This window comes from Pseudomonas sp. URIL14HWK12:I12 (assembly GCF_003097135.1).
Classification (GTDB): Bacteria; Pseudomonadota; Gammaproteobacteria; order Pseudomonadales; family Pseudomonadaceae; genus Aquipseudomonas.
In genome coordinates this window covers 1,142,266-1,166,587 of the sequence record NZ_QEQL01000001.1, presented here as the reverse complement: position 1 = coordinate 1,166,587, position 24,322 = coordinate 1,142,266, and the positions used below count along the sequence as shown (strand labels likewise).

At 63.6% G+C, this 24,322-nt stretch carries 22 protein-coding genes; 18 read left to right on the top strand and 4 right to left on the bottom strand.

Features of this window, described 5'->3' with window-relative positions; translation table 11 throughout:
• The first annotated feature begins 9 nt into the window (after window positions 1-9).
• The 15 genes from F474_RS05455 to flhB all read left to right on the top strand — a co-directional run bounded on the left by F474_RS05455 (window position 10) and on the right by flhB (window position 15,598).
• Window positions 10-864: a LysR substrate-binding domain-containing protein gene (locus F474_RS05455; RefSeq protein WP_097083562.1), complete on the top strand. Its 855-nt coding sequence runs from the start codon at window positions 10-12 to the stop codon at window positions 862-864.
• Window positions 861-2,021 (top strand): YbfB/YjiJ family MFS transporter, encoded by a 1,161-nt coding sequence (locus F474_RS05450; RefSeq protein ID WP_256577655.1) that lies wholly within the window; start codon window positions 861-863, stop codon window positions 2,019-2,021. The genes F474_RS05455 and F474_RS05450 overlap by 4 nt, the downstream gene beginning before the upstream one ends.
• On the top strand, window positions 2,011-3,066 hold the full coding sequence (locus F474_RS05445; RefSeq protein WP_097083563.1) for a nitronate monooxygenase family protein: 1,056 nt from the start codon (window positions 2,011-2,013) through the stop codon (window positions 3,064-3,066). The genes F474_RS05450 and F474_RS05445 overlap by 11 nt, the downstream gene beginning before the upstream one ends.
• 44 nt (window positions 3,067-3,110) lie before the next feature.
• A complete protein-coding gene (locus F474_RS05440; protein ID WP_097083564.1) occupies window positions 3,111-4,238 on the top strand; it encodes a lactonase family protein in 1,128 nt (375 codons plus the stop codon).
• A gap of 66 nt (window positions 4,239-4,304) precedes the next feature.
• On the top strand, window positions 4,305-8,711 hold the full coding sequence (locus F474_RS05435) for a CHASE domain-containing protein (RefSeq protein ID WP_097083565.1): 4,407 nt from the start codon (window positions 4,305-4,307) through the stop codon (window positions 8,709-8,711).
• Window positions 8,708-9,643: a diguanylate cyclase domain-containing protein gene (locus F474_RS05430; RefSeq protein ID WP_097083566.1), complete on the top strand. Its 936-nt coding sequence runs from the start codon at window positions 8,708-8,710 to the stop codon at window positions 9,641-9,643. The genes F474_RS05435 and F474_RS05430 overlap by 4 nt, the downstream gene beginning before the upstream one ends.
• Window positions 9,644-9,745: 102 nt before the next feature.
• The gene (locus F474_RS05425; protein WP_097083567.1) at window positions 9,746-10,048 is read left to right on the top strand and encodes a ComEA family DNA-binding protein; all 303 of its coding nucleotides are present in this window, start codon (window positions 9,746-9,748) and stop codon (window positions 10,046-10,048) included.
• Window positions 10,049-10,173: 125 nt separating this feature from the next.
• On the top strand, window positions 10,174-10,692 hold the full coding sequence (fliL, locus tag F474_RS05420; RefSeq protein ID WP_097083568.1) for a flagellar basal body-associated protein FliL: 519 nt from the start codon (window positions 10,174-10,176) through the stop codon (window positions 10,690-10,692).
• Between the two features lie 9 nt (window positions 10,693-10,701).
• The gene (gene fliM, locus F474_RS05415; RefSeq protein ID WP_097083569.1) at window positions 10,702-11,670 is read left to right on the top strand and encodes a flagellar motor switch protein FliM; all 969 of its coding nucleotides are present in this window, start codon (window positions 10,702-10,704) and stop codon (window positions 11,668-11,670) included.
• Window positions 11,671-11,712: 42 nt separating this feature from the next.
• Window positions 11,713-12,171 (top strand): flagellar motor switch protein FliN, encoded by a 459-nt coding sequence (fliN, locus tag F474_RS05410; RefSeq protein ID WP_097083570.1) that lies wholly within the window; start codon window positions 11,713-11,715, stop codon window positions 12,169-12,171.
• Window positions 12,171-12,620 carry a flagellar biosynthetic protein FliO gene (gene fliO / locus F474_RS05405; RefSeq protein ID WP_097083571.1) on the top strand — a complete coding sequence of 150 codons (450 nt, stop codon included), beginning with the start codon at window positions 12,171-12,173 and terminating at the stop codon, window positions 12,618-12,620. The genes fliN and fliO overlap by 1 nt, the downstream gene beginning before the upstream one ends.
• Window positions 12,620-13,372, top strand: coding sequence for a flagellar type III secretion system pore protein FliP (gene fliP, locus F474_RS05400; RefSeq protein WP_097083572.1), 753 nt, complete (start codon window positions 12,620-12,622; stop codon window positions 13,370-13,372). The genes fliO and fliP overlap by 1 nt, the downstream gene beginning before the upstream one ends.
• 13 nt (window positions 13,373-13,385) lie before the next feature.
• On the top strand, window positions 13,386-13,655 hold the full coding sequence (fliQ, locus tag F474_RS05395; protein ID WP_097083573.1) for a flagellar biosynthesis protein FliQ: 270 nt from the start codon (window positions 13,386-13,388) through the stop codon (window positions 13,653-13,655).
• A gap of 1 nt (window position 13,656) precedes the next feature.
• On the top strand, window positions 13,657-14,433 hold the full coding sequence (gene fliR, locus F474_RS05390) for a flagellar biosynthetic protein FliR (RefSeq protein ID WP_097083574.1): 777 nt from the start codon (window positions 13,657-13,659) through the stop codon (window positions 14,431-14,433).
• A 4-nt stretch (window positions 14,434-14,437) separates the two neighbouring features.
• The gene (gene flhB / locus F474_RS05385) at window positions 14,438-15,598 is read left to right on the top strand and encodes a flagellar biosynthesis protein FlhB (RefSeq protein ID WP_097083575.1); all 1,161 of its coding nucleotides are present in this window, start codon (window positions 14,438-14,440) and stop codon (window positions 15,596-15,598) included.
• A 5-nt stretch (window positions 15,599-15,603) separates the two neighbouring features.
• Here flhB and F474_RS05380 read toward each other — a convergent pair whose 3' ends face one another.
• From F474_RS05380 to F474_RS05370, 3 genes are all read right to left on the bottom strand, one after another.
• Entirely contained in the window at window positions 15,604-16,455 is an 852-nt protein-coding gene (locus F474_RS05380) for a pirin family protein (RefSeq protein WP_097083576.1), read from the bottom strand.
• Window positions 16,456-16,562: 107 nt separating this feature from the next.
• Window positions 16,563-17,345, bottom strand: a complete 783-nt coding sequence (locus tag F474_RS05375; RefSeq protein WP_097083577.1) for a VacJ family lipoprotein — start codon at window positions 17,343-17,345, stop codon at window positions 16,563-16,565.
• Window positions 17,338-18,636: a serine/threonine protein kinase gene (locus tag F474_RS05370; protein ID WP_097083578.1), complete on the bottom strand. Its 1,299-nt coding sequence runs from the start codon at window positions 18,634-18,636 to the stop codon at window positions 17,338-17,340. The genes F474_RS05375 and F474_RS05370 overlap by 8 nt, the downstream gene beginning before the upstream one ends.
• Window positions 18,637-19,071: 435 nt before the next feature.
• Here F474_RS05370 and F474_RS05365 point away from each other — a divergent pair, with 435 nt between their 5' ends.
• A complete protein-coding gene (locus F474_RS05365) occupies window positions 19,072-19,935 on the top strand; it encodes a glycine betaine ABC transporter substrate-binding protein (protein ID WP_097083579.1) in 864 nt (287 codons plus the stop codon).
• A 176-nt stretch (window positions 19,936-20,111) separates the two neighbouring features.
• Here the strand turns inward: F474_RS05365 and F474_RS05360 are convergent, their stop codons facing one another.
• Window positions 20,112-20,660, bottom strand: a complete 549-nt coding sequence (locus F474_RS05360) for a TetR/AcrR family transcriptional regulator (RefSeq protein ID WP_097083580.1) — start codon at window positions 20,658-20,660, stop codon at window positions 20,112-20,114.
• Between the two features lie 106 nt (window positions 20,661-20,766).
• Between F474_RS05360 and F474_RS05355 the strand changes: the two genes are divergently transcribed.
• On the top strand, window positions 20,767-21,921 hold the full coding sequence (locus F474_RS05355) for an MFS transporter (RefSeq protein WP_097084264.1): 1,155 nt from the start codon (window positions 20,767-20,769) through the stop codon (window positions 21,919-21,921).
• A gap of 11 nt (window positions 21,922-21,932) precedes the next feature.
• The gene (locus F474_RS05350; RefSeq protein WP_097083581.1) at window positions 21,933-23,801 is read left to right on the top strand and encodes an MFS transporter; all 1,869 of its coding nucleotides are present in this window, start codon (window positions 21,933-21,935) and stop codon (window positions 23,799-23,801) included.
• The last annotated feature ends 521 nt before the right edge of the window (window positions 23,802-24,322 follow it).

Sequence of the window (24,322 nt, the reverse complement as noted above, 5' to 3'; positions counted from 1 at the left end):
GAGATTTAAATGGACCTGACCTCGCTGGACATTTTCGAAGCCGTCGCCGCCGAGCTCAATGTCACCCGTGCTGCCCACGCACTGGGGCGCGCTCAATCGAATGTCACTACACGTTTGCAGGCCCTGGAGCAGCAACTGGGCGTTGCCTTGTTTCTGCGCGAGGGCAAGCGCTTGTCACTGACTGAGCAAGGCACAACTTTCCTGGGTTACAGCCGGCGCCTGCGCGCCTTGGCCGATGAGGCTCGGCAAGCACTGCACCCGCAAGTGCCGGCAGGTACGTTGCGCCTGGGCAGTATGGAGAGCACAGCGGCCGCGCGCTTGCCCAACGTGTTGGCACGGCTGCACGGCACCTGGCCCGAGCTGGAGCTGAACCTCACCACTGGTACCTCGCAGGGCCTGCTGCGGCAACTGGCCGACGGCGAGCTGGACTGCGCGCTGGTCGCGCTTGTCGAAGAGCAAGAGCAGGCGCCTTTGGCGCAACTGGCTGAGCGAGGCCTGCGGGGTGAAGCGCTGATCGCCGAGGAGATGCTTGTGCTGGTGCCGCAAGGGCACACCGCCCCAAGCACCCAAGGCCTGCGTCTGGCTGGCTTCGCCAAGGGGTGTACCTATCGCGGCCTGGGCCAGCGCTGGCTGGAGCGGGAAGGTAGCGTGCGGGTGCAAGAGGTGGGGTCTTACCACAACATGCTTGCGTGCGTGGCCGCCGGCCACAGCGCCTGCATCGTGCCGCGCAGCCTCCTGGCATTGCAGCCTGATCTGCCAGTGCGGGTGCAGGCCACGCTCGGTACGGTGCACACCTGGCTGGCCTGGCGAGCCGGCTATGCCACGGCTGGCTTGGCGGCGCTGCGTGAGGCGTTTTCAGCGTGAGCCGCGACTTGCGCTCTGCCATCGCCGCCGCGCTGGTGATGGCGGTGGCCATGGGGTTTGGCCGCTTTGCGTTTACCGGGTTGTACCCGGTCATGGTGCGCGAAGGGGTGATTTCGGTGAGCGACGGTAGCCTCGCTGCATCTGCGAATTACCTCGGCTACCTGTTGGGCGCGCTGGTCGCCGCCCGATTGAGCGCTGCCCGCGCCCACGGCTGGGTGCTGGCGGGGTTGGCAGCGACGGTATTGGGCCTGGCAGCGCTGGCAGTGGCAGGCACGCCCTGGTTGGTGATCGCCGTGCGGGGCGTCGCCGGTGCTTTCAGCGCGCTGGGGATGATCGCCGCTTCCCTGTGGCTGCTGCAGCATCGCGGCCACGCGCAGGGGGCGCCGGTGCTGTATGCCGGTGTCGGCTTCGGAGTTGCCCTGTCGGCGGAGTTGCTGGCACTGGGGGAATGGGCGAGGCTGGGCCCGTTCGGCCTGTGGTGGCTGCTGGCCGGGGCGGCAATGGTGCTCAGCCTGGCGAGCCTGCCCTGGCTGCACGCCTCGCCTGTCGAACCCGTTGCCGCCCCGGCCAGGCCAGGCGCGCCGGTGCCGTTGGTGGCCTGGCGACTGATCGGCCTGTATGGCCTGGCGGGCCTGGGCTATATCGTCACCGCCACCTACCTGCCGCTGTTGATCGAGGGCGCGCTGGGTACCGCCAATCCGGTGCATGCCTGGACTGTCTTCGGCCTGGGTGCTGCGCCATCCTGCCTGCTGTGGCACCGGCTGCATGAACGGCTGGGCACACGCCGTGCCCTGGCCCTGAACCTTACCGTACAAGGGGTGGGGGTGCTGCTGCCGGCCCTGGGCCAGGCACCGCTGGTTTACCTGGCCAGCGCCTTGATGGTGGGCGCCACGTTCATGGGTACCGTGACCATCGCTTTGCCTGCTGCGCGCCTGGTTGCTGGCAGCTCCAGGCTCAACATGATGGCGGTCATGACGGCCGCCTACGGTGTAGGCCAAATCGCCGGGCCGCTCTTGGCCGGCTGGCTCTATGCCCGCAGCCACTCTTTCGCGCTGTCATTGGTGCTGGCGGCCTCGGCATTGTGGCTAGCGGCGCTGCTCGCCGAGCCCTTGCGCAGCTTTTCTGAACCCACCGGAGCACCTGTTGATGAGCGTTGAGACCGTAACTCGCCTGCTGGGCGTTCGCTACCCAATCATTCAGGCACCGATGGTCGGGGTATCCACCCCTGCACTTGCCGCGGCGGTCAGCGAAGCCGGGGCATTGGGCTCGTTGGGTCTTGGAGGCAGCAGCGTCGAGCAGGCCCGGGGGCTGATCGCGCAGACCCGCGCGCTGACGGCGCTGCCGTTCAATGTCAACCTGTTCTGCCATGCGCCCAATGGCATTGACGCAGCCCGAGATGCGGCATGGATCGCCCATTGGGCCCCGCATTTTGAACGCTTGGGGGCGCCCGTGCCGGCTCGGCTCAACCCGCTGTACCAGAGCTTTCTGACCAACGAACCGATGCTGGAGATGCTGCTGGCCGAGCAGCCGGCGGTGGTGAGCTTTCATTTTGGCGTTCCACCAACCGGCTGGATCAAGGCGCTCAAGGCGCGCGGTATCGTCACCCTGGGCTGCGCCACCACGCTGGCCGAGGCCCGGGCGGTAGAGCAGGGCGGTATCGACGCGGTGGTGGCCCAGGGCATCGAGGCCGGCGGGCACCGGGGTGTGTTCGACCCTGCCCAGGATGATCAATTGGGCCTGCAGACCCTGCTGCGCCAATTGGCCGGGGAGGTTCGGGCGCCCGTGATCGCCGCCGGCGGCATCATGGACGCCGCCGGCATTCAGGCAGCCCTCGCTGCGGGTGCCAGTGCCGTGCAGATGGGCACCGCCTTCCTGTTATGCCCCGAAGCCTCCACCAGCGCTGCCCACCGCGCAGCGCTTGGCAGCCCACAGGCCTACCACACGCGCATCACCACTTGCGTGTCTGGGCGCCCGGCCCGCGGCTTGCCCAATGCACTTTACCTGGAACAGCAAGCCGACCCTTACCCACAGCCCGCCCCATTCCCCCTGGCGTATGACCTCTCCAAACAGCTCAACGCCCTGGCATCTCCGAGCACAGCCTATGCCGCCCAATGGGCAGGCCAAGGCGCCCCCTTGGCGCAGGCCTTACCCGCCCGCGCCCTTATTCAGCGGTGGGCCGCTGCCTTGCCGCCTAACGCTTAAAGCTTATAGGATGACTGACCACAACAAGAACAAAGGATCTCGCCATGCGTACCCCGCTGTTGCTTGCCGCTGCCGTTGCTTCCTTCAGCCTTCAGGCCCATGCCATGACCTATGCCTATATCTCCAGCCCTCTGGACGGATTGATCTCGCAATATCATCTGGACGATGACACCGGTGCTCTGAGCCTCGTCGAACAGACCCACGCGGGTGATCAAGTCAACCCGATGGCCTTGAGCCCAGACGGCAAGGCCCTCTACGCTGCCCTGCGAGCCAAGCCCTACACGGTCAAGAGCTACCGCATCGCCCCGGGCAGTGGCCACCTGGAAGAAAACGGGCAGGCGCCACTGGCCGAGAGCCTGGCGTATCTGGCTACCGATCGCAGCGGGCGCTGGCTGCTGGGAGCCTCCTACGGCGCCGACCTGCTCACCACCCAGGCCATCGGCGAAGGCTACCGGCCCGCCAGCACTTGGCAGACCTTCAAGACCGGCCCCCATGCCCATTCGGTGCGCACAGACCCTTCCAATCATTTCGCCTACGCAGGCAACCTGGGCAACGATCACCTTTTGCAATACCGCTTCGATGCTGCCACCGGTTCATTGATGCCTGTCGGCACGGGCTTTGTGACCCTGCCTGACAAAACCGGCCCGCGCCACATTGCGTTCTCCACTGATGGCCGCTTCGTCTATGTGGTCGGGGAAATGAGCGGCACCGTCACCGGGTACGCCATCGACCCCCAGACGGGCGCGCTCAAGGCCATTGGCAGCGCCAATGGCATCCCGGCCAGCCTCGGGCTGGTGCACGGTGAGGCACGCGATGCCAGCAACAACAACCTTGAAGGCGACCCAACGCCGCGTATCTGGGCGGCCGACTTGCGCCTGTCTCCTGACGGAAAGCTGCTATACATGACCGAGCGCACCTCAAGCAGCGTCTCGGCGTTTACCCTTGGTGGCAGCACCGGTGAGCCGACGTTCGTGGGCAATTACCCGGTAGAGGAAAAACAGCCTCGCAACATCGCTTTTGCGCCTAATGGCCGTTGGTTGTTGGTCACCGGCGAAAAGAGTGCGACCGTCGGCAGCTACGCGATAGGGCCGAAAGGGTCGCTGCAACGTGTCAGCGAGGCGGCCTCGGGCAAAGGGGCGCTGTGGATCGAGGTATGGCAAACGAAATCCTGAGCAGGTGAACTGTCCTGGGGCATCGCGTTGTCATACCCTTAGCCGTATTGGTAACTAAGGACCGCGATGATCAGGACAGCCTCGGCGTTTTTACCCACGGCCGCCGTGACCTTCGCCTTGGGCCTTTCGGTCGCTGTTGCCTGCAGCCTGTGGGTAGTGCGCAGCAACGATGATCGCGCCCATGCCGCTTCAGCAGAGGCTGCCCGGCATACCGTGGACGCAGTATACCGGCGTATCCAGCTCTACCAGTACGGCTTGCGCGGCGCTCGTGGCGCCGTGACCGTCATGGGCGATGAACACCTCAACCGCGCAATGTTTCATCGCTACGCCATGACGCGTGATCTGGCCACCGAATTCCCGGGGGCACGCGGCTATGGCTTCGTGCGTCGAGTCAGCCCGGCGCAGCAGCAAGCGTTTATCGCCCAGGCCCGTGCCGACGGTGCGCCCACTTTCGATGTGCGCCAGTTGACGCCGCAATCCGGCGACCGCTTGGTGGTGCAGTATCTGGAGCCGGAGCAGGGCAATGAGGCGGCCATCGGCCTGGACATCGCTTCGGAGGTCACCCGCCGAACGGCGGCCCTGGACGCCATCCGCAGTGGCGAGCCACGCCTGACCGGGCCGATCACATTGGTACAGGCCACTGGCCAGACGGCGCAGTCGTTTCTGATCCTGATGCCGGTGTACCGCACCATCGTTACGCCTGCCCGGGTTGCCGAGCGCGAGGCTCAGGCCATCGGCCTGACCTTTGCCCCGCTGCTGATGCGCGATGTATTGGCGGAGTTGAAGCTCGACACCGCTACCCAGCAGGTCGACCTCATCGACATCACCCAGCCCGACCAGCCCAAGCCCTTCTACAGCAGCCCACCCCTAGCCGACAGCGAACTGTATCCGCAGCACTTGCCCCTTGAGTTGCTTGGCCGGCGCTGGCAACTGGACTTCAGCGTCGGCCGGGCGTTCGTCGACGCGTTGCGCCTGCCATCACCAGGGTGGGTGTTGCTTGCCGGAGCTTGCGCCAGCCTGTTGCTGGCATGCCTGGCCGGGGCGGTGGCCATCGGGGTACGCCAGCGGCGGCAAATCGCCGACGCGCGCATGGAGCTGGGTGCGATCGTGGAAAGTGCCAGCGATGCGATTATTGGTACTTCTCTGGAAGGCAGGATCACCAGTTGGAACCGGGGCGCCGAATTGCTGTTCGGTTTCCCCGCCGAGCAGGCCATAGGGCGCACCGTGGCGGAGCTGATTGTGCCGGTCGATCGGCAGGATGAAGAACGGCAGATGCTCGAGCGCATCGCGGCAGGGGAAACAGTAGGGCATTTCGACACCCAGCGGCTCAATGCGCAGGGTGAGCCTATCGATGTATCACTGAGCCCGTCCCCTGTATTCGACACCCGTGGCAAGGTAGCGGCCGCTTCGGTCACGGTCCGCGATATCTCTCTGCAGAAGGCCCAGGCTGCGCGCATTCTGGAGCTCAATGCTCGGTTGCGTGCGCAAGTCAGCGACAGCATGGCGACCAACCGCGCCATCCTCGAAGCGATGATCGACCCGGTACTGACCGTCGATGCCCATGGCACGGTGCTGAGCTTCAACCCGGCCGGCACGCGGGTATTTGGCTACACCCCCGACACCTTGGTTGGCCAGAACGTCAAGAAGCTCATTCCGCGGGGCTACTGGCGCCTGGTCGACCGGCTGATCAGCCGTGGCAGCCGCAGGCGCCAGCCGGGCGGCCAGCAGCGGCGCCTTGAAATCAGCGGCCAGCGCCAGGACGGGTCGATTTTCCCCGCCAGGGTGTCGGTGGGTGTCAAGGCGGGCACAGGTGAGCGGGTATTCGTGTGCGTGGTCAGCGACATCACCCAGCAGCGGCGCCAACGCAGTGAGTTGATGGCCGCGCGCGACCACCTGCTGCTTGCTGCGGAGGCCGCCCAGCTGGGGATCTGGTCATGGGACCCGAGCAGCGGTGAGATCCAGTGGAACCCGCGGATGTTTGAGCTCTACGGGCTGCCCAACAACCTCGAAAGTGGCGAGAAAATCTTCCAGCAGTGGTTGTGGCGCCTGCACCCGGCTGACCGGCCTGGGGTCGAGGCGGGGCTGCAGGCGTTGGTCGAGCACGATACCCCGTTCGACCCTGTGTTCCGTGTGATGCTGCCTGACGGCCAATTGCGCTATGTCCAGGCCGGCGGCCGGGTCGAGCGGGGTCTCAACGGCCAGGCGCTGCGCGTTACCGGGATCAATCTCGACGTGACAGCCTCGCGTGAACTCGAAACGCGGCTGCGCCAGGCCAAGGCTCAGGCCGACGAGGGCAGCGCAGCCAAATCGGCGTTCCTGGCCAACATGAGCCACGAAATTCGCACGCCCATGAACGCCGTGCTGGGCATGCTGCAACTGGTGCAGCGCACCAACCTCGACAGCCAGCAGTTGGACTACCTGTCCAAGGCGCGCCAGGCCGCTACCTCGCTGCTCGACCTGCTCAACGACGTGCTCGATTATTCCAAGATCGAAGCCGGCAAGCTGGTGCTCGACCCCCATCCCTTCGAGCTTGAGGCGCTGCTGCAGGAACTGGCGGTGATCATGGCCGGGAACCAGGGCAACAAGGATGTCGAGGCGGTGTTCGACATCGACCCACGCATCCCCTCCCGGCTGGTGGGCGATGCACTGCGGCTCAAGCAGATTCTGGTGAACCTGGCCGGCAACGCGCTCAAGTTCACTGCAGAAGGCGAGGTGGTGGTGCGCTTGAGCCTGCTGCACCGGCTGGGCCGTGGGGTGGGTGTGCGGGTGGCGGTGCAGGACACCGGCATCGGCATTACCGCCGAGCAGCGCGAGCGGATATTCGAGGGTTTCAGCCAGGCCGAAGCCTCGACCACCCGGCGTTTCGGCGGGACCGGCCTGGGCCTGGTGATCAGCAACCGCCTGGTTGCGCTGATGGGCGGCACGCTGTGCCTGGAAAGCGTGCCGGGCCAGGGCAGCCGATTCTGGTTCGACGTGGTACTTGAGGCCGACCGCGCCACCCTGGGGGAGCATGCCCCGGAGATGACCCGCCCCGGGTTGCGGCTGTTGGTGGCCGACGACAATGCCACCAGTGCCGACGTGCTGGTACGCATGGTCAAGGCTCAGGGGTGGTACGCCGAAGCCGTCGACAGTGGCCAACGAGCGGTTACGCGCGCTTGCCAGGCCCATGCAGAGGCCGAAGCCTTCGACCTGTTGCTGATGGACTGGCGCATGCCAGACCTTGACGGGCTGGGCGCAGCCCGGCAGATCCGCCACCGCCTGGGCGATAACGCCCCGCGGATGATCATGGTGACTGCCTACTCCGATGAGTTGCACAGCACGGCCGCTGAAGCGCTGCGCGATACCTTCACCGCGATGATGACCAAACCGGTAACCCCGCTGCAGCTGCGCGACACCGTTTACGACGCCATGGGCGGCGCGCCGGTGACGGTTGTGCCGGCCCCGGTAGAGCGCCAGCGTCGGTTGGCCGGGCTTTATGTGTTGGTGGTCGAGGACAACGCGCTCAACCGCCAGGTTGCCAGCGGCCTGCTGCATGCCGAAGGGGCACGGGTGCACCTGGCCGAAAACGGCAAGGAGGGCATTGATGCCGTGCGCACCAGCGCCGAGCCTTTCGACGTGGTACTGATGGACGTGCAGATGCCCGAGGTGGACGGCTTGGAGGCAACCCGCGTGATCCGCAGCGATCACCGCTTCCTGCGCCTGCCGATCATCGCGATGACTGCCAACGCCGGGGCCGAAGACCGCGCGGCCTGCTTGCAGGCGGGAATGAACGATCACCTGGGCAAGCCTATCGACCTGGGCCGGCTGGTTGATGTGATACGCCACTGGACCGGGCGCGACGAGCTGCCCGCCGGCGCCAAGGCCAGCGAGCAGGCCCCCGCCGATAGCCTGCTCGACCCATGGGGAGTGATTCTTGCGCGTTTCGACGATGACCAGGCCTTGCTGCGCGAGGTGCTGGCAGTGTTCGTCAGTGATTGTGGCCAGCTCATCCAGCGGCTACGTGAGCTGATGGCCGAACCCGACCCGCAGGCGGCCCGCGCATTGTTTCATGCCATTAAGGGCAGCGCCGCAACCATGGGGGCACGTGCACTTTCCGAGCGGGCTGGGGCATTGGAGCAAGGCATGAGCCGAGACGATCCGGACGCACTGGTCGAATTGATGGCGGGCACGGGGATCCAGGCGCTGGCCGAGTTGCTCCAGGCCAGTGAAGCCGCGCTGCGCGAGCGCCTCGGAGCGCCCCCGGCGGCCCCGCCTCCGGCTCCGGCCATGCCTAATTGGGCTGATGGCTTGGCGATGCTGGAGGCCAGCCTGCGCAGTGGCAACCTTCAGGCCCTGGAGATGGTCCAGCGCCTCGGCTACGCTGCCCCACCGGTGGCCAGCCCCTGGTGGCCGCGCTTGGTCGGCCAGGTCAATGCCCTGGATTTCAACGCGGCGCTGGCGACCGTCAAGACCCTGCAGGAGCTACCCCTATGATCGCTTTCATGGAGCATTGGGCGCTGCACATCGGCCGGCCGCCACGGTTGCTGCTGGTCGATGATCAGCCGGCGAACATACTGGCGCTCAACCAGCTGTTCCGAGCCGGGTGCGAAGTGTTCATGGCCACCGATGGCGAACAGGCTCTGCGCCAGGCAGAGCAGGCACGGCCCGATTTGATCCTGCTGGATGTGATGATGGATCACATGGGTGGCCACGAGGTGTGCCAGCGCCTGAAGGCGTGCGCCTTGACCGAGGACATCCCGATCATCTTCCTGACCTCACACCGCAGCGAGGCTGACGAGGTTCGGGGCTTCCAGCTGGGCGCAGTGGACTTCATCAGCAAGCCGGTCAACCCGGTCATCGTACGCGCGCGGGTCGAAACCCACCTCAAGCTCAAATTGCAGGGCGACCTGCTGCGCCGCGCAGCCCTGACCGACAGCCTTACCGGGCTTGCCAACCGGAGGCATTTCGATGAACAACTGATGCTCCACTGGCGCCAGTGCCAGCGCGACCAGACGCCCCTGGCGCTGATTCTGGTGGATGTCGACCACTTCAAGCGCTACAACGACCATTACGGGCACCCCGCCGGTGACGCCTGCCTGCGTACCGTTGCCCTGACGCTAGGGCAGGGCATGCAACGCCCTTATGACCTGGCCGCCCGCTACGGCGGCGAGGAGTTCGCCTGCCTGCTGCCCCACACTTCGGCAAGCGGCGCGCAGCATGTTGCCGAGCAGTTGCAGCAGCTGATCGAGGGGCTGGCCTTGCCCCATGAAGCATCACCGCTGGCCAGCCACATCACTGTGTCTCAGGGGGTGGCTGCCCAAGTGCCGACCACTGGAAGCGGCCCCCAACAATTGATCGAGGCTGCCGACGCGCAGCTGTATCGCGCCAAACAAGGCGGCCGCGCGCGGTTTTGCCTACAGCCGTAATCCCTGTTTACAACCTGAGCTGGCAAGGTTTCCCGTGTGCGCTAGGGTTCAGGCACGGCCAACGGATGGGCCGTTGAGCCAACCTGAACAGGATGTCACCTCATGCGCAAATTTCTGATCGCCCCCGTTCTTGCCCTGGCCCTGAGCGCCACTGCCCCCCTGGCCTGGGCCAATAGCCAGCCCGCCATGGCGCCGGCCACCCAGGTGCAGGCACTTAACCTCAATACCGCCGATGCCGACATGCTTCGCCAAGGCCTCGTGGGCATTGGCCAGGCCAAGGCCGAGGCAATCATCGCCCATCGCCAGGCCAATGGCGCCTTTACGTCGGTCGACGAGCTGCTGGAGGTCAGGGGTATTGGCAAAGCCTTGCTGGATCGCAATCGTGACCGGCTGGCGGTCAACTGAAGCCTCATCGCTGGTACAGAGCTTCAGGCCGCGGCCCGGCCTGAAGCCTCCTCGGAACTGGCACAAGCTTTGCTCTATCCCTCGCATCCCAGGGCTGTGGCCTCGAACTGCGACGGAATATTGGCATGGCAAAGAAAGAAGCACCTGCGGCGGATGCGGCCGCTCCCGCCAAGAAAGGCAAGCTAAAGTTCATCATTCTCATCGTCTTGGTGCTGCTCATCGCCATTGGCGGCTCAGTCGGCGCTACCTGGTTCTTCCTGCACAAGGCCCAAAGCAAAGACGAAAAACCGGCGCAAGACGCCGCAGCTGCCGCCAATGCCAAACCAGCCGCCATTTATGAGGCACTGTTGCCGGCGTTCGTGGTCAACCTCAATCAGAACGGTCGCCAGCGTTACCTGCAGGTCAGTATTACCTTGATGAGCCACGATGCTGCTGGCATGGCTGCGCTCAAGGAACACATGCCGGTGATCCGTAACAATCTCGTTCTGTTGCTTTCGGGCCAGGATTTCAACCAGTTGGCCACGCCGGTGGGCGAAGAGATGCTGCGTCAGAAAGCCACCGCCAGCGTGCAGGAAGTTACCCAGAAAGAACTCGGCAAGCTGGTGGTCGATCAGCTGCTGTTCACCAATTTCGTATTGCAATAGGAAAGCACCATGGCCGTTCAGGACCTGCTCTCCCAGGACGAAATCGATGCGTTGCTGCACGGGGTCGACGACGGCCTGGTGCAGACCGAGAGCCCTATTGAGCCCGGTAGCGTCAAATCCTATGACCTGACCAGCCAGGACCGTATCGTGCGGGGGCGCATGCCCACCCTGGAGATGATCAACGAACGTTTCGCCCGCTACACCCGAGTCAGCATGTTCAACCTGCTTCGCCGCTCAGCCGATGTCGCGGTGGGCGGTGTGCAGGTGATGAAGTTCGGTGAGTACATCCACTCGCTGTACGTGCCCACCAGCCTCAACCTGGTCAAGTTCAAGCCATTGCGTGGCACTGCGTTGTTCATCCTCGACGCGAAGCTGGTGTTCAAGCTGGTCGATAACTTTTTCGGCGGGGATGGGCGCCACGCGAAGATCGAAGGCCGCGAATTCACCCCAACCGAGTTGCGGGTGGTGCGCATGGTGATCGACCAGGCATTCATCGACCTCAAGGAAGCCTGGCAGGCGATCATGGAGGTGAACTTCGAGTACATCAGCTCCGAGGTCAACCCGGCCATGGCCAACATCGTCGGGCCCAGCGAGGCGATCGTGGTGTCGACTTTCCACATCGAGCTCGACGGCGGAGGCGGGGATTTCCACGTGACCATGCCTTACTCGATGGTCGAGCCGGTGCGTGAAATGCTCGACGCGGGCTTTCAGTCTGACCTGGACGACCAGGACGAGCGCTGGGTCAAGGCGCTGCGCGAAGATGTTCTGGATGTGTCCGTGCCGCTGTCGGCCACGGTCGCGCGGCGCACGCTCAAACTGCGCGACATCCTGCACATGCAACCGGGCGATGTGATTCCCGTGGAGCTGCCCGATGAGCTGGTGATGCGCGCCAATGGTGTGCCGTCGTTCAAGGCTCGGCTGGGTTCGCACAAGGGCAACCTTGCTCTGCAGATCACTTCTCCGATCGAGCGCCGCTGACGGCGCCGACGCAATCGACAACCGGATTTTCGAGGGTTTCAGATGGCTGACGAAAAAGACAACGTATCCGCCGACGATCAGGCACTGGCCGATGAGTGGGCGGCTGCACTGAACGAAGCCGGCGAAGGCGGGCAGAACGACATTGACGCGTTGCTGGCGGCCGACGAGCCCAAGGGCACGCGCCTGCCGATGGAGGAGTTCGGCACGCCGCCCAAGGCTGCGGAAATCGCCGGGCTCGAAGGCCCCAATCTGGATGTGATCCTGGACATCCCGGTGATGATTTCCATGGAAGTGGGCAGCACCGAGATCAACATTCGCAACCTGCTGCAGCTCAACCAGGGCTCGGTGATCGAGCTCGACCGGCTTGCTGGCGAGCCGCTCGATGTGCTGGTCAACGGCACCCTTGTAGCTCACGGCGAAGTGGTGGTGGTGAACGAGAAGTTCGGCATCCGCCTGACCGACGTGATCAGCCCCACCGAACGCATCAAGAAGCTGCGCTGATGGCTCGCCTGTTGATGGCGCTACTGGTGCTGCCGCTGGGCGCCTTTGCTGCAGAGCCAGCGGTGGCACCCGCGGCCGCAGCGGCACCGTCCCTGCTCGGTGGGGTCGGCGGGCAACTGGCGCAGACGGTGCTGGGCCTGCTGGTGGTGATGGCGGTCATCTTCGGCCTCACCTGGTTGCTGCGGCGCAGCCAGGGCACGCACGTGCGCGGCGGCCGGCAGCAGGTGATCGAGCTGGTCGGCTCACGCGCGCTCGGGCCTCGTGAGCGGCTGCTGCTGGTCCAGGTGGGGCAGGAGCAAATCCTTCTGGGCCTCACGCCAGGGCGCATCACGCCCCTGCACGTGCTTAAGCAACCGGTATCGCTGCCTGAAAAAGGCGAAGCGGCCACGCCCGAGTTCGCCCAGCGGCTGATGGAACTGCTTGGCAAGGATCAAAAGGACAAGAACTGATGGGCGCGCTGCGCATTGTGTTGTTGTTGGCGTTGGCGATGGCCGCGCCGCTGGCGATGGCGGCCGACCCGCTGCAGTTGCCGGCGATCACCATGACCACTGGGGCCAATGGCCAGCAGGAATATTCGGTCAGCCTGCAGATTCTGCTGATCATGACGGCGCTGAGCTTCATTCCGGCGTTCGTGCTGCTGATGACCTGCTTCACGCGCATCATCATCGTATTTTCCATCGTGCGCCAGGCCCTGGGCCTGCAACAGACACCTTCGAACCAACTGCTGACCGGCATGGCGCTGTTCCTGACCATGTTCATCATGGCGCCGGTGTTCGATCGGGTGAACACCGAGGCGCTGCAGCCCTACCTGGCCAATCAGCTGACCTCTACCGAGGCGTTGGCCAAGGCCGAGGTGCCGGTCAAGACATTCATGCTCACCCAGACCCGCCAGAGCGACCTGGACCTGTTCGTGCGGTTGTCCAAACGCACAGACATCCCCAGCGCAGACCAGACGCCCTTGCTCACCGTGGTGCCGGCTTACGTCACCTCCGAGCTGAAGACGGCGCTGCAGATCGGCTTCATGATCTTCATCCCGTTTTTGATCATCGACCTGGTGATCGCCAGCGTCCTGCAGGCGATGGGGATGATGATGCTCTCGCCGCAGATCATTTCACTGCCGTTCAAGATCATGCTGTTCGTGCTGGTCGACGGCTGGGCGCTGATCATCGGCACCCTGGCCAGCAGCTTCGGCGGCGTTTAGCGGAGGCAAGCCCATGACACCTGAAGTGGCAACCGACATCTTTCGCAGTGCGCTGTGGCTGACCACCCTGATGGTGGCGATCATGGTGCTGCCCTCGTTGCTGGTGGGCCTGACCGTGGCGATCTTCCAGGCCGCGACGCAGATCAACGAACAGACGCTGAGCTTTTTGCCGCGCATGATCGTGATGCTGGTGACCTTGATCGTAATGGGGCCGTGGATGGTTCGGGAGCTCATGGATTACATCCTTGAGCTTTACCACAGCATCCCGCAGTTGATCGGCTGACGTGCTGGAGCTCACCGACGTTCAGATCGGCTCGTGGGTGGCCAGCTTCGTGCTGCCGATGTTCCGGGTCGCAGCGCTGCTCACCGCCATGCCGCTGTTCGGCAGCACCATGATCCCGCGTCGGATTCGCCTGTATTTCTCCTTCGCCATTACCGTGGTGATCGCCCCGGCCCTTCCGCCGATGCCGCCGGTCAATGCACTGGACCTGCATGCCTTGTTGCTGTGCGCCGAGCAGATCGTGATCGGCGCGCTGATGGGGCTTTCGATCCACATGCTGTTCCAGGTGTTCGTGATCGCCGGGCAAATGATCGCCACTCAGATGGGCATGTCGTTCGCCTCGATGATCGACCCGGTCAACGGCGTGAACGTGGCGACCCTTAGCCAGTTCTTCAACCTGCTGGTGGCGCTGCTGTTTCTCTCCATGAACGGCCACTTGGTAGTGTTCGAAGTACTGGTGGAAAGCTTCAATACCTTGCCGGTGGGCGACGGGTTGATGACCGGGCAGTTCTGGGACCTGGCCAACCGGCTGAGTTGGGTGCTGGGGGCAGCGGTGCTGCTGGTGCTGCCGGCGATCACTTCGCTGCTGGTGGTCAACATTGCACTGGGCGTGATGACGCGCGCTGCGCCCCAGCTCAACATTTTCTCCGTAGGGATGCCGATCACGATCGTGGCCGGCATGGTCATTCTCTGGATCAGCATGGCTGATCTGCTCAACCAGTATCAGGTGTTGGCCACTGACGCCTTGCAGTGGTTGCGCGACTTGATCCGCGCGAGGTGAGGTGATGTCCGAGGGCGAAAGCGGTGAAGACAAAACAGAAGACCCCACAGAGAAACACAAACGAGAGGCCAGGGAGCAGGGCCAGATCCCGCGCTCCAGGGACCTGAACACCTTCATCGTGATGATGGCAGGCGTGTGCGCGCTCCTGATGTTCGGGGGGGGCATCGCCGGCATGATGATGGCCGTGATGAAGCACAGCCTGAGTGTGCCCCGCGAAGCCATCATGGACACCAACCAGATGGGCATCTATGCGCTGAGCGCCGCGCGAGACGCGGTCAAGGCGACCGGCCCGGTGTTGGTCATCATGTTGCTGGCGGCGTTGATTGGCCCAGTGAGCCTCGGCGGTTGGCTGTTTTCAGCCAAGTCGATGGCGCCCAAGTTCAGTCGCATGAACCCGCTGTCGGGCCTGAAGCGGATGTTCACAATCAATTCCGCCGTCGAGCTGATCAAATCGCTGGCCAAATTCGGCGTGACCCTGGCAGTAGCGCTGCATGTGCTGCAAAAGGACCGCAACGATCTGCTGGCCATCGCCCATGAACCGCTGGAGCGGGCCATGCTGCACAGCATCCAGGTGATCGGCTGGAGTGCGTTCTACATGACCCTGGGGCTGCTCATCATCGTCGCGGTGGATGTGCCCTTGCAGATCTATCAGGGTCGCAAGAAGCTGATGATGAGCAAGCAGGAGATCAAAGACGAGTACAAGGCCACCGAAGGCAAGCCTGAAGTGAAGGGCCGTATTCGCCAGATGCAGCGCGAAGTCGCGCAGCGGCGGATGATGGCGAACGTGCCGAATGCCGACGTGGTGATCACCAACCCGACTCACTTCGCCGTGGCGCTCAAGTACGATGCCGAGCAGGGGAGTGCGCCGGTGCTGTTGGCCAAGGGCACCGACATGAGCGCCTTGAAGATCCGCGAAATCGCCAACGAGCATCGTATCCAGGTGATGGAGTCACCAGAGCTGGCACGGGCGATCTACTATTCCACCGAAGCCGACCAGCAGATTCCCGCCGGCCTTTACCTGGCCGTGGCGCAGGTACTGGCCTACGTGTATCAGATCCGCCAGTACCGTGCCGGGCAGGGCAAGCGGCCAGAGCCGCCGAAGCACGTACCCGTGCCGGATGATCTGAAGCGGGACGAGGCAGGCAAGCCCGAGGGCGGGGAATAGCCGATCTAGTCGGTCAGCACCCCGGCCTGGTAATCCCGCACGGCCTGCTCGATCTCGGCAGCGCTGTTCATGACGAACGGCCCGTATTGCACGATCGGTTCGTTCAACGGCCGGCCGGCGATCAATAACACCCTGGCCCCCGACACACTGCTCAATTGGACCTCGCCGGCCTCACTCAGGCGCAGCAATTGGCCTTGGTGCGCTGTTTCGGCAAAGCCCTCGAGTTGCAGGGCGCCTTCATACACATACAACAACACCCGGTGCCCGTCAGCGACGTGAGGCGCCACTTGGCCGCCAGCCGGCAGATGCAGGTCGTAATACTGCGGCTCGGTATCGGGCCGTTGAACCGCGCCGTCTAGCGATTGCCCGGCCGCCTTGAGGGTGCCGGCGATGACCACAGCGGTTACTCCGCCGGGTAGCTGCGTCTGCGGAATTTCAGCGGGTGGGATATCCCGATAACCGGCCGCCCCCAGCTTGGCCTTGCCCGGCAAGTTCAGCCACAGCTGAAAACCACGCATCAGGCCTTCTTCCTGCTCGGGCATTTCGCTGTGGATCACGCCACGCGCAGCGGTCATCCACTGCACGCCGCCGCTGGCCAGCAAGCCAACGTTGCCCATATGGTCTTCATGGCGCATGCGGCCTTCGAGCATGTAGGTCACGGTTTCGAAGCCCCGATGAGGGTGAGGAGGGAAACCGGCAATGTATTCGTCCGGGTTCTCCGAGCCGAACTCATCGAGCATCAGGAAGGGATCGAAGCGCTCGAGCCCGGGGCCGCCGATCACTCGGGTCAGGCGCACGCCGGCACCGTCGGAGGTGGGGTGGCCGGTGTGGACGTCCAGAACGTGGCGGGTAGGCATGAAAAAACTCCGGTCAACAAGGCAATGGCGCCATGCTAAACCGGAGTTTCGCCCCGATGGGTGAGTTATTTGCCGGGCACCCATCGAATGGCTCGATGGGTAGGTGGTTACTCGGCGATCTGCAGCTTGCGCGACTCGGTGTAGACGTAACGCACCTTTTCGTATTCGAACGGTGAGTTCAGCTGGCCGTAGCGGAAGCTGTTGACGTAGCGTTTGTCGACCACCCGAAGGGCGTAGATCTCGGGGTGGCGGCTGCTTTCCTGGCTGACGTTCAGGAAGTTGACCGCCGACTCAACGCTGAAGTCAGCCACAAGGCCTGTGGTGTCACGCAGGTTGGAAGGGCCGAGGAAGGGCAGCACGAGGTAGGGGCCATCGTGCACGCCGTAGAAGCCCAGGGTCTGGCCGAAGTCTTCGGTCTGCTTGGGCAGGCCCAGCTTGGTGGCAGGGTCCCAGAGGCCAGCGATGCCGACCGTGGTGTTCAGTGCCAGGCGCCCGGCGACTTGCAGCGAACGCTTGCCCTTGAACTGCAGCGCCGAGTTGAACAGGTTGCTGATGTCGCCCAGGTTGCCGAAGAAGTTGCTCACCCCGGTGCGCACGAAGCGCGGAGTGATGAACTCATAGCCATGCACCACCGGCAGGAACACCCATTCGTCGAATCGGTAGTTGAAGTGGTACACCCGGCGGTTCCACGATTCCAGCGGGTCATACACTTCCAGCGCACTCAGGGTGGAGCGCTCGAACTCGCGCTGGTCCAGCCCGGGGTTGAAGGTCAATTGCTTGAGCGGCTCCTTGAAGCCGTCGGCATCCGGCGTGGTAGCGGCAGCAGGTTGCGCGGCCTGGACCGCGCCGGCGAACAACAGGCTGGCGAGCAGGAGGAATTTCTTAGCCACGGAACCACTCCAGCATGGCGTCTGCGTTGACGCGGTAGTTGAGGTTGCCGCAATGGCCACCATAGGGATAGACGGTCAGGCGATCGCCGAAGGTCTTGCGCAGAAAACCCAGGTCGCCGGGGCCGAGGATCACGTCGTCGGCGTTGTGCATCACAGCGATCTTGCTGGAGCTGTGCAGGTAGTCTTTGAGCGCATACAGGCTGGCCTGGTCGATCAGTTGCAGCACGCTGCCCCCATCGGTGCGGGCGCGCCACATCGGGATCACTTGCTCGGTCATGTAGCAGTCGAAGTCGCACTGCATCGCCCGGCGCATGAAGGGCGTGAGGCTGGTGCCTTCGCGGATCGGGTAATCTATCGGGGTGATCAGGCCGCGGCGGTTGATCAAGTCGGAGGTAAAGGCGATGTCTGCGGCGGAGAAGCGGAACGACACGCCAATCAACATCGCCATCTGCTCGTTCGACAGGTGCTGCTTGGACTGCTGGAAGTCGTACAGCAGTGCCTCGTTCAGGTCGATGTAGCCCTTCTGCTGAAAGTAGCGGGTGAGTTTGCTCAGTACCAGCTCATAGAAGGTGGTGGAGTTGTTGATGCCCTTGACCTGGGTTTGCACCAGTTTGTCGAGGTTGTTGATCGAGGTGTAGAGGTTCACCGGCGGGTTGAGCAGCAGCACCTTCTTGAAGTTGAAGCTGCGGCGAGTCTCGTCAAGCTTGCTGACGAACGCCGCGTCCAGGGCGCCCAGGCTGTAGCCGGAGAGGTAGAAGTCGGTGACCGGCAGTTTCGGATGCTGTGCCCGAACAGCTTGCATCACCCGGTACAGGTCTTCGGCATCTTCGCTGGTCACGCCAGGGGTGGCGAAGCGGGAGGCCGCACTGATGAAGTCGAAGCTGGTGGGCGAGGAGAGCTGCACCACGTGGTAGCCGGCTTGCCAGAACAGCTTTTTCAGGTATTCATTGATGGCGCTGTTGTAGGCAGCGCCGGTGCCGGCGATCAGAAATACCAGGGGGGCGGCGTGTTTCTGTTCGGCCAGGCGGTAGTGCAGCTTTTTAACCGCCCAGAAGTTGTCGGGCAGGATGAACTCGCGCTCCGGGCGGATATTGAGCGTGTAATCGGCCTGGTTGATGTCTTCGTCCAGCGGCAGCTTGGGGCGCAAGTCCGGTGGGGTGGTGGCGATGGTCGCCTCGAAGGGGTTGGTCAGCGGGAAGCCGTAGGTGCCCGGGTCGATATCCCGGGCCTGGGCGAACGCACTTACAAGAAGCCCACCCAGAAGGGCGGCCAAGCGCAAGGATCGAAGCATGAATGAAGTTCCTGAGGCCAATGCAGCTGACTAGACAACGCCTCTAGTGGCAAGTTGCCTTCTCCCTTGACGAAATTTTTACGTGCGCCGTGGGTTGCGGCAGGAACGATACACCGAATCCAATGCCGGCAAATAGCGTCTCGTTTGGCTTTTGCACCCGGGCGGACGACCGGAAGGTTACAAAACGGTGCGCAGCCCTCTGGCACCGGCCCTGCGCCGCGCAATAACGGTGCGCAAGTCGTTTTCGGTTCCGGGCCATGTCGCGCGCAGGGGTTGCGATGTCGCCACTAAGTGCCTGAGCGTCGCCCATGGAGCAGGGCAGCTGGCCTTATGCGATGATCATTTTGATGGTCAGCCAGGCTGACTCGCAGACAACCAAGAAAACAAAACCATTCACTCGGCCTCGGCCGGGCAAGCCTTTTCGGGGAGTCAAGCATGAAATTCAGACGCATTCTGGGCGCAAGCGCCGCTTTGGTCGTGGCCATGAGCGCCACCTTCGCGCAGGCCAAGGACACCCTCAGCATCGGCTATGTCGACGGCTGGTCCGACAGCGTGGCGACCACCTTCGTCGCCGCCGAGATCATCAAGCAGAAGCTGGGCTACGACGTTAAACCCACCGCGCTGGGCGCCGGGATCATGTGGCAGGGCGTGGCGACCGGCAAGCTCGACATGATGCTTTCTGCCTGGCTGCCAGGCACTCACGGCGAATACATCAAGAAGTATGGCGATGAAGTAGTGGACTACGGCGCCAACTTCAACGACGCCAAGATCGGGCTCATCGTGCCCGACTACGTTAAGGCCAAGAGCATCGAAGACCTCAAGACCGACAAGGATTTCGGCACCAAGATCACCGGCATCGATGCAGGCGCCGGCGTGATGACCAAAACCGAACAGGCCATCAAGGATTACGACCTCAAGGGCTTCACCCTGGTCGCCAGCTCCGGCGCCGGCATGACCTCGCAGCTGGACCGTGCTGTGTCGCGCAAACAGGAAATCGCCGTGACCGGCTGGGTACCGCACTGGATGTTCGCCAAGTACACCGGCGAGAACAAACTGCGCTTCCTTGAAGATCCGAAGAACGTCTACGGCGGTGCCGAGCACGTCGACAGCATCGGCAGCAAGGACCTGGAGAAAAAGGCACCTGACGTGGTTGCGTTCCTGAAGAAATTCCAGTGGAAAGACGCCAACGAGATTGGCGCAGTGATGCTGGAAATCCAGAACGGCGCCAAGCCTGAAGAAGCGGCCAAGAAATGGGTAGCGGCCAACCCCGAGCGCGTCAGCGAGTGGGCCGGCAAATAAGCTGGGCTAGCTCAAGCTCTGGCCTGCCCAGCGGGTAGGTCAGCAGGTAACGCGGCAGGCCGTACTCCTACCTGGCGATGACCCGGTAGGAGGGCGGCCGTGCCGCGCGACGCGAAGGTTGTGAAAGCAGCGCAGGCCATCTGCGTTCAGAAGCCCCCCCACACTGCCTTGAAGCGTTACTCACCCAGCAACGCGTGCTCGACCCACTGAGCTTGCCGCGCGGCATCGGGCAGCACCTCGCTGAACATCACCCGGTACACCGTCGGCGCCGCCAGGCGATCGAGCAACGTGTCGGCACTGGGCGACACCTCGCCACGCGATTGTGCGCGATCCACGATCTGCTGAAGTTGCCCTCGCAATACCCCTGCGCACTGGCACGCCGTGCCACTGGCGACAAAATCGCGAATCATCGCCCGCCCGGGCTCTGAACCGAGCTCATCCACATACTGCTCTACCCAGGCCAGGAGGTCGCCGTGCAGGCTGCCCGTGTCCACGGGCGGGGCATCGGGGCGCAGGCGTTCAAGGCTGGCATCGGCCAACAGGCTGGGTAAGTCGCCCCAGCGTCGATACAGCGTGGACGGCGTTACCCCGGCACGTGCCGCGATGATGGGTAAGGTCAGTGCTTCGCGCGGGCGTTCAGCGAGTAGCTCGCGCACGGCAGCGTGCACCGACTGCTGCACACGGGCACTGCGCCCGCCGCTGCGGACAGGTTCTCGAATAGCCATGGAAATACCTTAACACAAAAAAATTGCGTTAAGCAGCCAAGGCGAGCACACTCACTAAGGCTAATTCATTGCTTTAACGGAGGTGCGTGTGTCTTATCGCCTGTCGATGGCCTACTTGGGGTCGGTGTTGCTGTGTTTTCTGGCCGCTTCCAGCGCCCCCACGCCCTTGTATCCGCTCTACCAGCAGGCCTGGGGGTTCTCACCGGCGGTGCTCACCCTGGTGTTCGCCGTCTACGCCTTCAGCCTGCTGCTGGCATTGCTCACGGTCGGCAAGCTGTCTGACCACCTTGGGCGGCGCCCGGTGATTGCGGTAGCGTTGATGCTGGAGCTGCTGGCCATGGGCGTGTTTCTCGAGGCCCCGAACGTGCCCTGGCTGATCGCCGCACGAGTGCTCCAGGGCTTTGCCACAGGCATGGCGACCAGTGTGTTGGGTGCGGCGCTGGTAGATCGCGACGCCGCCGCCGGGCCTCTGCTCAACAGCCTGACGCCGATGTTCGGCATGGCCGCCGGGGCGCTGGGGTGCAGCCTGCTGGTGGAATACGGCCCCTGGCCGCTGCGGTTGGTGTATGCAGTGCTGGGCAGCATCTTTTTTCTGCAGGTGCTGTTGCTGGCCTGGTTGCCGGAAAGCGTAAGCCGGGCGCCTGGTGCGCTGGCGTCGCTCAAGCCGGCCGTGCAGGTCCCGGTTCAGGCTCGCGCTGCCCTGTGGCGGGCCTTGCCGGTAGACGTGGCCTGCTGGGCCCTGGGCGGGTTTTTCCTGTCGTTGGCGCCGCTGCTGGTTCGCGGTACCACCGGGCTGCACAGCCCGTTGTTGCCGGGCGCCCTGGTGGCCACCCTGACCCTGGCAGGGGCGGCAGCCATCTACACGCTGCGTAACCGGCCCGCCACTGGCGTGTTGCGCCTGGGCACTGGCCTGCTGGCCAGCGGCTTGGTGCTATTGCTGCTCGCTGTGCACTCCGGCATGGCCGCGCTGTTCTTCTTCGCCACCTTGGTTGCAGGGGCAGGGTTCGGGTCGGGCTTTCTTGGCGCCGTGCGAAGCGTGATACCACTGGCCCATGCCCATGAACGAGCGGCCCTGATGGCCGCGTTCTATGTGCTGAGCTATCTGGCGTTCTGCGTGCCAGCGCTGGTCGCGGGGCTGCTGGTCAAGGCGCTTGGCCTGGTGGCCACTGCAGATGCCTATGCCACAACCCTGCTGTTGCTGTGTATCCTCTCCGGGCTAGCGATGCGGAGGACGCCGCAGGACGCACGCACCCACGCTTAGAAGGCCCTTACATGAGTGCACAAACCGGCCTGCTGCGCACGCGCAGGTTCTTGCCCTTTTTCGTGACCCAGTCGCTGGGCGCATTCAACGATAACCTGTTCAAGCAGTCGCTGATTCTGGCGATTCTCTACAAGCTCGCGCTTGAGGGCGACCGCACGGTGTGGGTCAACCTCTGCGCCATGCTGTTCATTCTCCCGTTCTTCCTGTTTTCTGCCCTGGCAGGGCAGATAGGGGAGAAGTTCGCCAAACACCGGTTGATTCACGCGATCAAGCTGGCGGAGATCGCCATCATGGCCACCGGGGCCTGCGGGTTCGTGCTGGGCCACCTGAGCCTGATGTTGGTAGCGCTGTTCGCCATGGGCATGCATTCGGCCTTGTTCGGGCCGGTGAAGTACTCGATCCTGCCGCAGGCGCTGCACCCACACGAGCTGATTGGCGGCAACGGCTTGGTGGAGATGGGCACTTTCCTGGCGATCCTGGCCGGCACGATCGGCGCCGGTGTGCTGGTCAGCGGCGAGCACTACGCCTGGGCCGTCTCGGCCGGCATCGTCGGCGTGGCGGTGGCAGGCTACGCTGCCAGCCGCTTCATCCCGCCAGCCCCGGCCAGCTCCCCCGATCTGGCACTGGACTGGAACATCGCCCGGCAAACCTGGCTGACCCTCAAACTGGGCTTTCACCAGACCGAAGCGGTGTCGCGCTCGATCCTGGGCAACTCCTGGTTCTGGTTCGTCGGCGCCATCTACCTCACGCAGATTCCAGGCTACGCAAAAGATTGGCTGCACGGCGATGAGACTGTGGTCACCTTGATTCTCACTGTGTTTTCGGTGGGTATCGCCTTGGGCTCGTTGCTGTGTGAGCGGCTCTCTGGAAGCAAGGTCGAGATCGGCCTGGTGCCCTTCGGCTCGTTCGGTATCACGTTGTTCGGGCTGGCCTGGTGGCTTGCTTCGGGCCATGTGCCCGAAGGCGCTGCGCCATATAGCTGGTTGCAGGTGATAGGGCAGGGGTCGGCGTGGTGGGCCTTGTTCAGCATTCTGGGGCTGGGGGTGTTCGGCGGCTTCTACATCGTGCCGCTGTACGCGCTGATTCAGTCCCGCTCGGCCGAGCACGAGCGCGCCCGGGTGATTGCTGCCAACAATATTCTCAATGCGTTGTTCATGGTGGTGTCGGCCATCGTTGCGATCGTGCTGCTGTCGGTGCTCAAGCTATCGATCCCGCATCTGTTTCTGGTGGTGTCGCTGCTCAACATCGCCATCAACCTTTACATCTTCAGCATCGTGCCGGAATTCACCGCGCGCTTTCTCATTTGGCTGCTCAGCCATTCGATGTATCGCGTTAGCCACCGGGGGCTGGGCAACATTCCCGAAGAAGGCGCAGCGCTGCTGGTGTGCAACCATGTTTCGTTCGTCGATGCCTTGCTGCTCGCCGGTGCAATACGCCGGCCGATACGCTTCGTGATGTATTACAAGATCTACAACCTGCCGGTGCTCAACTTTGTGTTCCGCACTGTCGGTGCCGTGCCTATCGCCGGGCGCGGCGAAGACCTGGCCGTGTACGAAGCCGCGTTTGCGCGCATTGCGGCGTATCTGGCCGCCGGCGAGCTGGTGTGCATCTTCCCCGAGGGCAAACTGACGGGGGATGGCGAAGTGGACGCCTTCAAAGGCGGTGTGAACACCATTCTCAAGGCCAACCCGGTGCCAGTGGTGCCGCTTGCCTTGCAGGGCCTGTGGGGCAGCTTCTTCAGCCGTGCGCCGGGCAAGGGGTTGTTCAAGCGTTTCTGGTCGAGAGTCGCGGTGGTGGCCGGGGCGCCGCTTGCCAGTGAGCAGGCCACACCGCGGGTGATGCGCGAGCGAGTGATGGCGCTGCGCGGGGACCTGCGCTAGGGGGCGGGTCGGTCAGGGTACAGCCGGTGTGCAGCTGTACCGGCATCCTTGCAGTCGAATCGTGCCAGCAGCGGCTTCGACTTCCCGCTGACGCAGCTGCGCCGTGCCCCAAAGCATTCTCGGCTCTACACTATTCAACCCTAAACAGTTGCCTGCGGAGCAACCACCGGTAGTGCCCCGTAAAGCTGAACGGCGAGGAGCCTTTTGGGCAGTCCTCGTTCAGAAGCTTCGTCAGCCTAGCCGCTAACGCCGGCGCCCGTGCGTGGTGCTTGGTAAGCCTGCATAGACGGCAGGGCGAGTAAACCTGAATACGAGGTCATTTGAACCACCGCTCGACAAGGATTCTCAGGAGCGACGTTATGCTCCAACAACCTATGCATTTCGAATGCTTTGGGGCCAGGAATCCGGCTATTGCTGAGCTGCGACATCTGGGGTAAGGCTGCCTCTCCTAGATCCGGGCAGCAGTGTCGATATACGCCAGTCAGCGGGCCCTATCCCTTTCGCGGTCCTTACGAGCCTCC

Excerpts from the sequence above, each read along its gene's own strand:
- F474_RS05455 (WP_097083562.1), top strand. The coding sequence starts at position 10 with ATGGACCTGACCTCGCTGGACATTTTCGAAGCCGTCGCCGCCGAGCTC.
- F474_RS05445 (WP_097083563.1), top strand. The coding sequence starts at position 2,011 with ATGAGCGTTGAGACCGTAACTCGCCTGCTGGGCGTTCGCTACCCAATC.
- F474_RS05440 (WP_097083564.1), top strand. The coding sequence starts at position 3,111 with ATGCGTACCCCGCTGTTGCTTGCCGCTGCCGTTGCTTCCTTCAGCCTT.
- F474_RS05435 (WP_097083565.1), top strand. The coding sequence starts at position 4,305 with ATGATCAGGACAGCCTCGGCGTTTTTACCCACGGCCGCCGTGACCTTC.
- F474_RS05430 (WP_097083566.1), top strand. The coding sequence starts at position 8,708 with ATGATCGCTTTCATGGAGCATTGGGCGCTGCACATCGGCCGGCCGCCA.
- F474_RS05425 (WP_097083567.1), top strand. The coding sequence starts at position 9,746 with ATGCGCAAATTTCTGATCGCCCCCGTTCTTGCCCTGGCCCTGAGCGCC.
- fliL (WP_097083568.1), top strand. The coding sequence starts at position 10,174 with ATGGCAAAGAAAGAAGCACCTGCGGCGGATGCGGCCGCTCCCGCCAAG.
- fliM (WP_097083569.1), top strand. The coding sequence starts at position 10,702 with ATGGCCGTTCAGGACCTGCTCTCCCAGGACGAAATCGATGCGTTGCTG.
- fliN (WP_097083570.1), top strand. The coding sequence starts at position 11,713 with ATGGCTGACGAAAAAGACAACGTATCCGCCGACGATCAGGCACTGGCC.
- fliO (WP_097083571.1), top strand. The coding sequence starts at position 12,171 with ATGGCTCGCCTGTTGATGGCGCTACTGGTGCTGCCGCTGGGCGCCTTT.
- fliP (WP_097083572.1), top strand. The coding sequence starts at position 12,620 with ATGGGCGCGCTGCGCATTGTGTTGTTGTTGGCGTTGGCGATGGCCGCG.
- fliQ (WP_097083573.1), top strand. The coding sequence starts at position 13,386 with ATGACACCTGAAGTGGCAACCGACATCTTTCGCAGTGCGCTGTGGCTG.
- flhB (WP_097083575.1), top strand. The coding sequence starts at position 14,438 with ATGTCCGAGGGCGAAAGCGGTGAAGACAAAACAGAAGACCCCACAGAG.
- F474_RS05380 (WP_097083576.1), bottom strand. The coding sequence starts at position 16,455 with ATGCCTACCCGCCACGTTCTGGACGTCCACACCGGCCACCCCACCTCC.
- F474_RS05370 (WP_097083578.1), bottom strand. The coding sequence starts at position 18,636 with ATGCTTCGATCCTTGCGCTTGGCCGCCCTTCTGGGTGGGCTTCTTGTA.
- F474_RS05365 (WP_097083579.1), top strand. The coding sequence starts at position 19,072 with ATGAAATTCAGACGCATTCTGGGCGCAAGCGCCGCTTTGGTCGTGGCC.
- F474_RS05360 (WP_097083580.1), bottom strand. The coding sequence starts at position 20,660 with ATGGCTATTCGAGAACCTGTCCGCAGCGGCGGGCGCAGTGCCCGTGTG.
- F474_RS05355 (WP_097084264.1), top strand. The coding sequence starts at position 20,767 with ATGGCCTACTTGGGGTCGGTGTTGCTGTGTTTTCTGGCCGCTTCCAGC.
- F474_RS05350 (WP_097083581.1), top strand. The coding sequence starts at position 21,933 with ATGAGTGCACAAACCGGCCTGCTGCGCACGCGCAGGTTCTTGCCCTTT.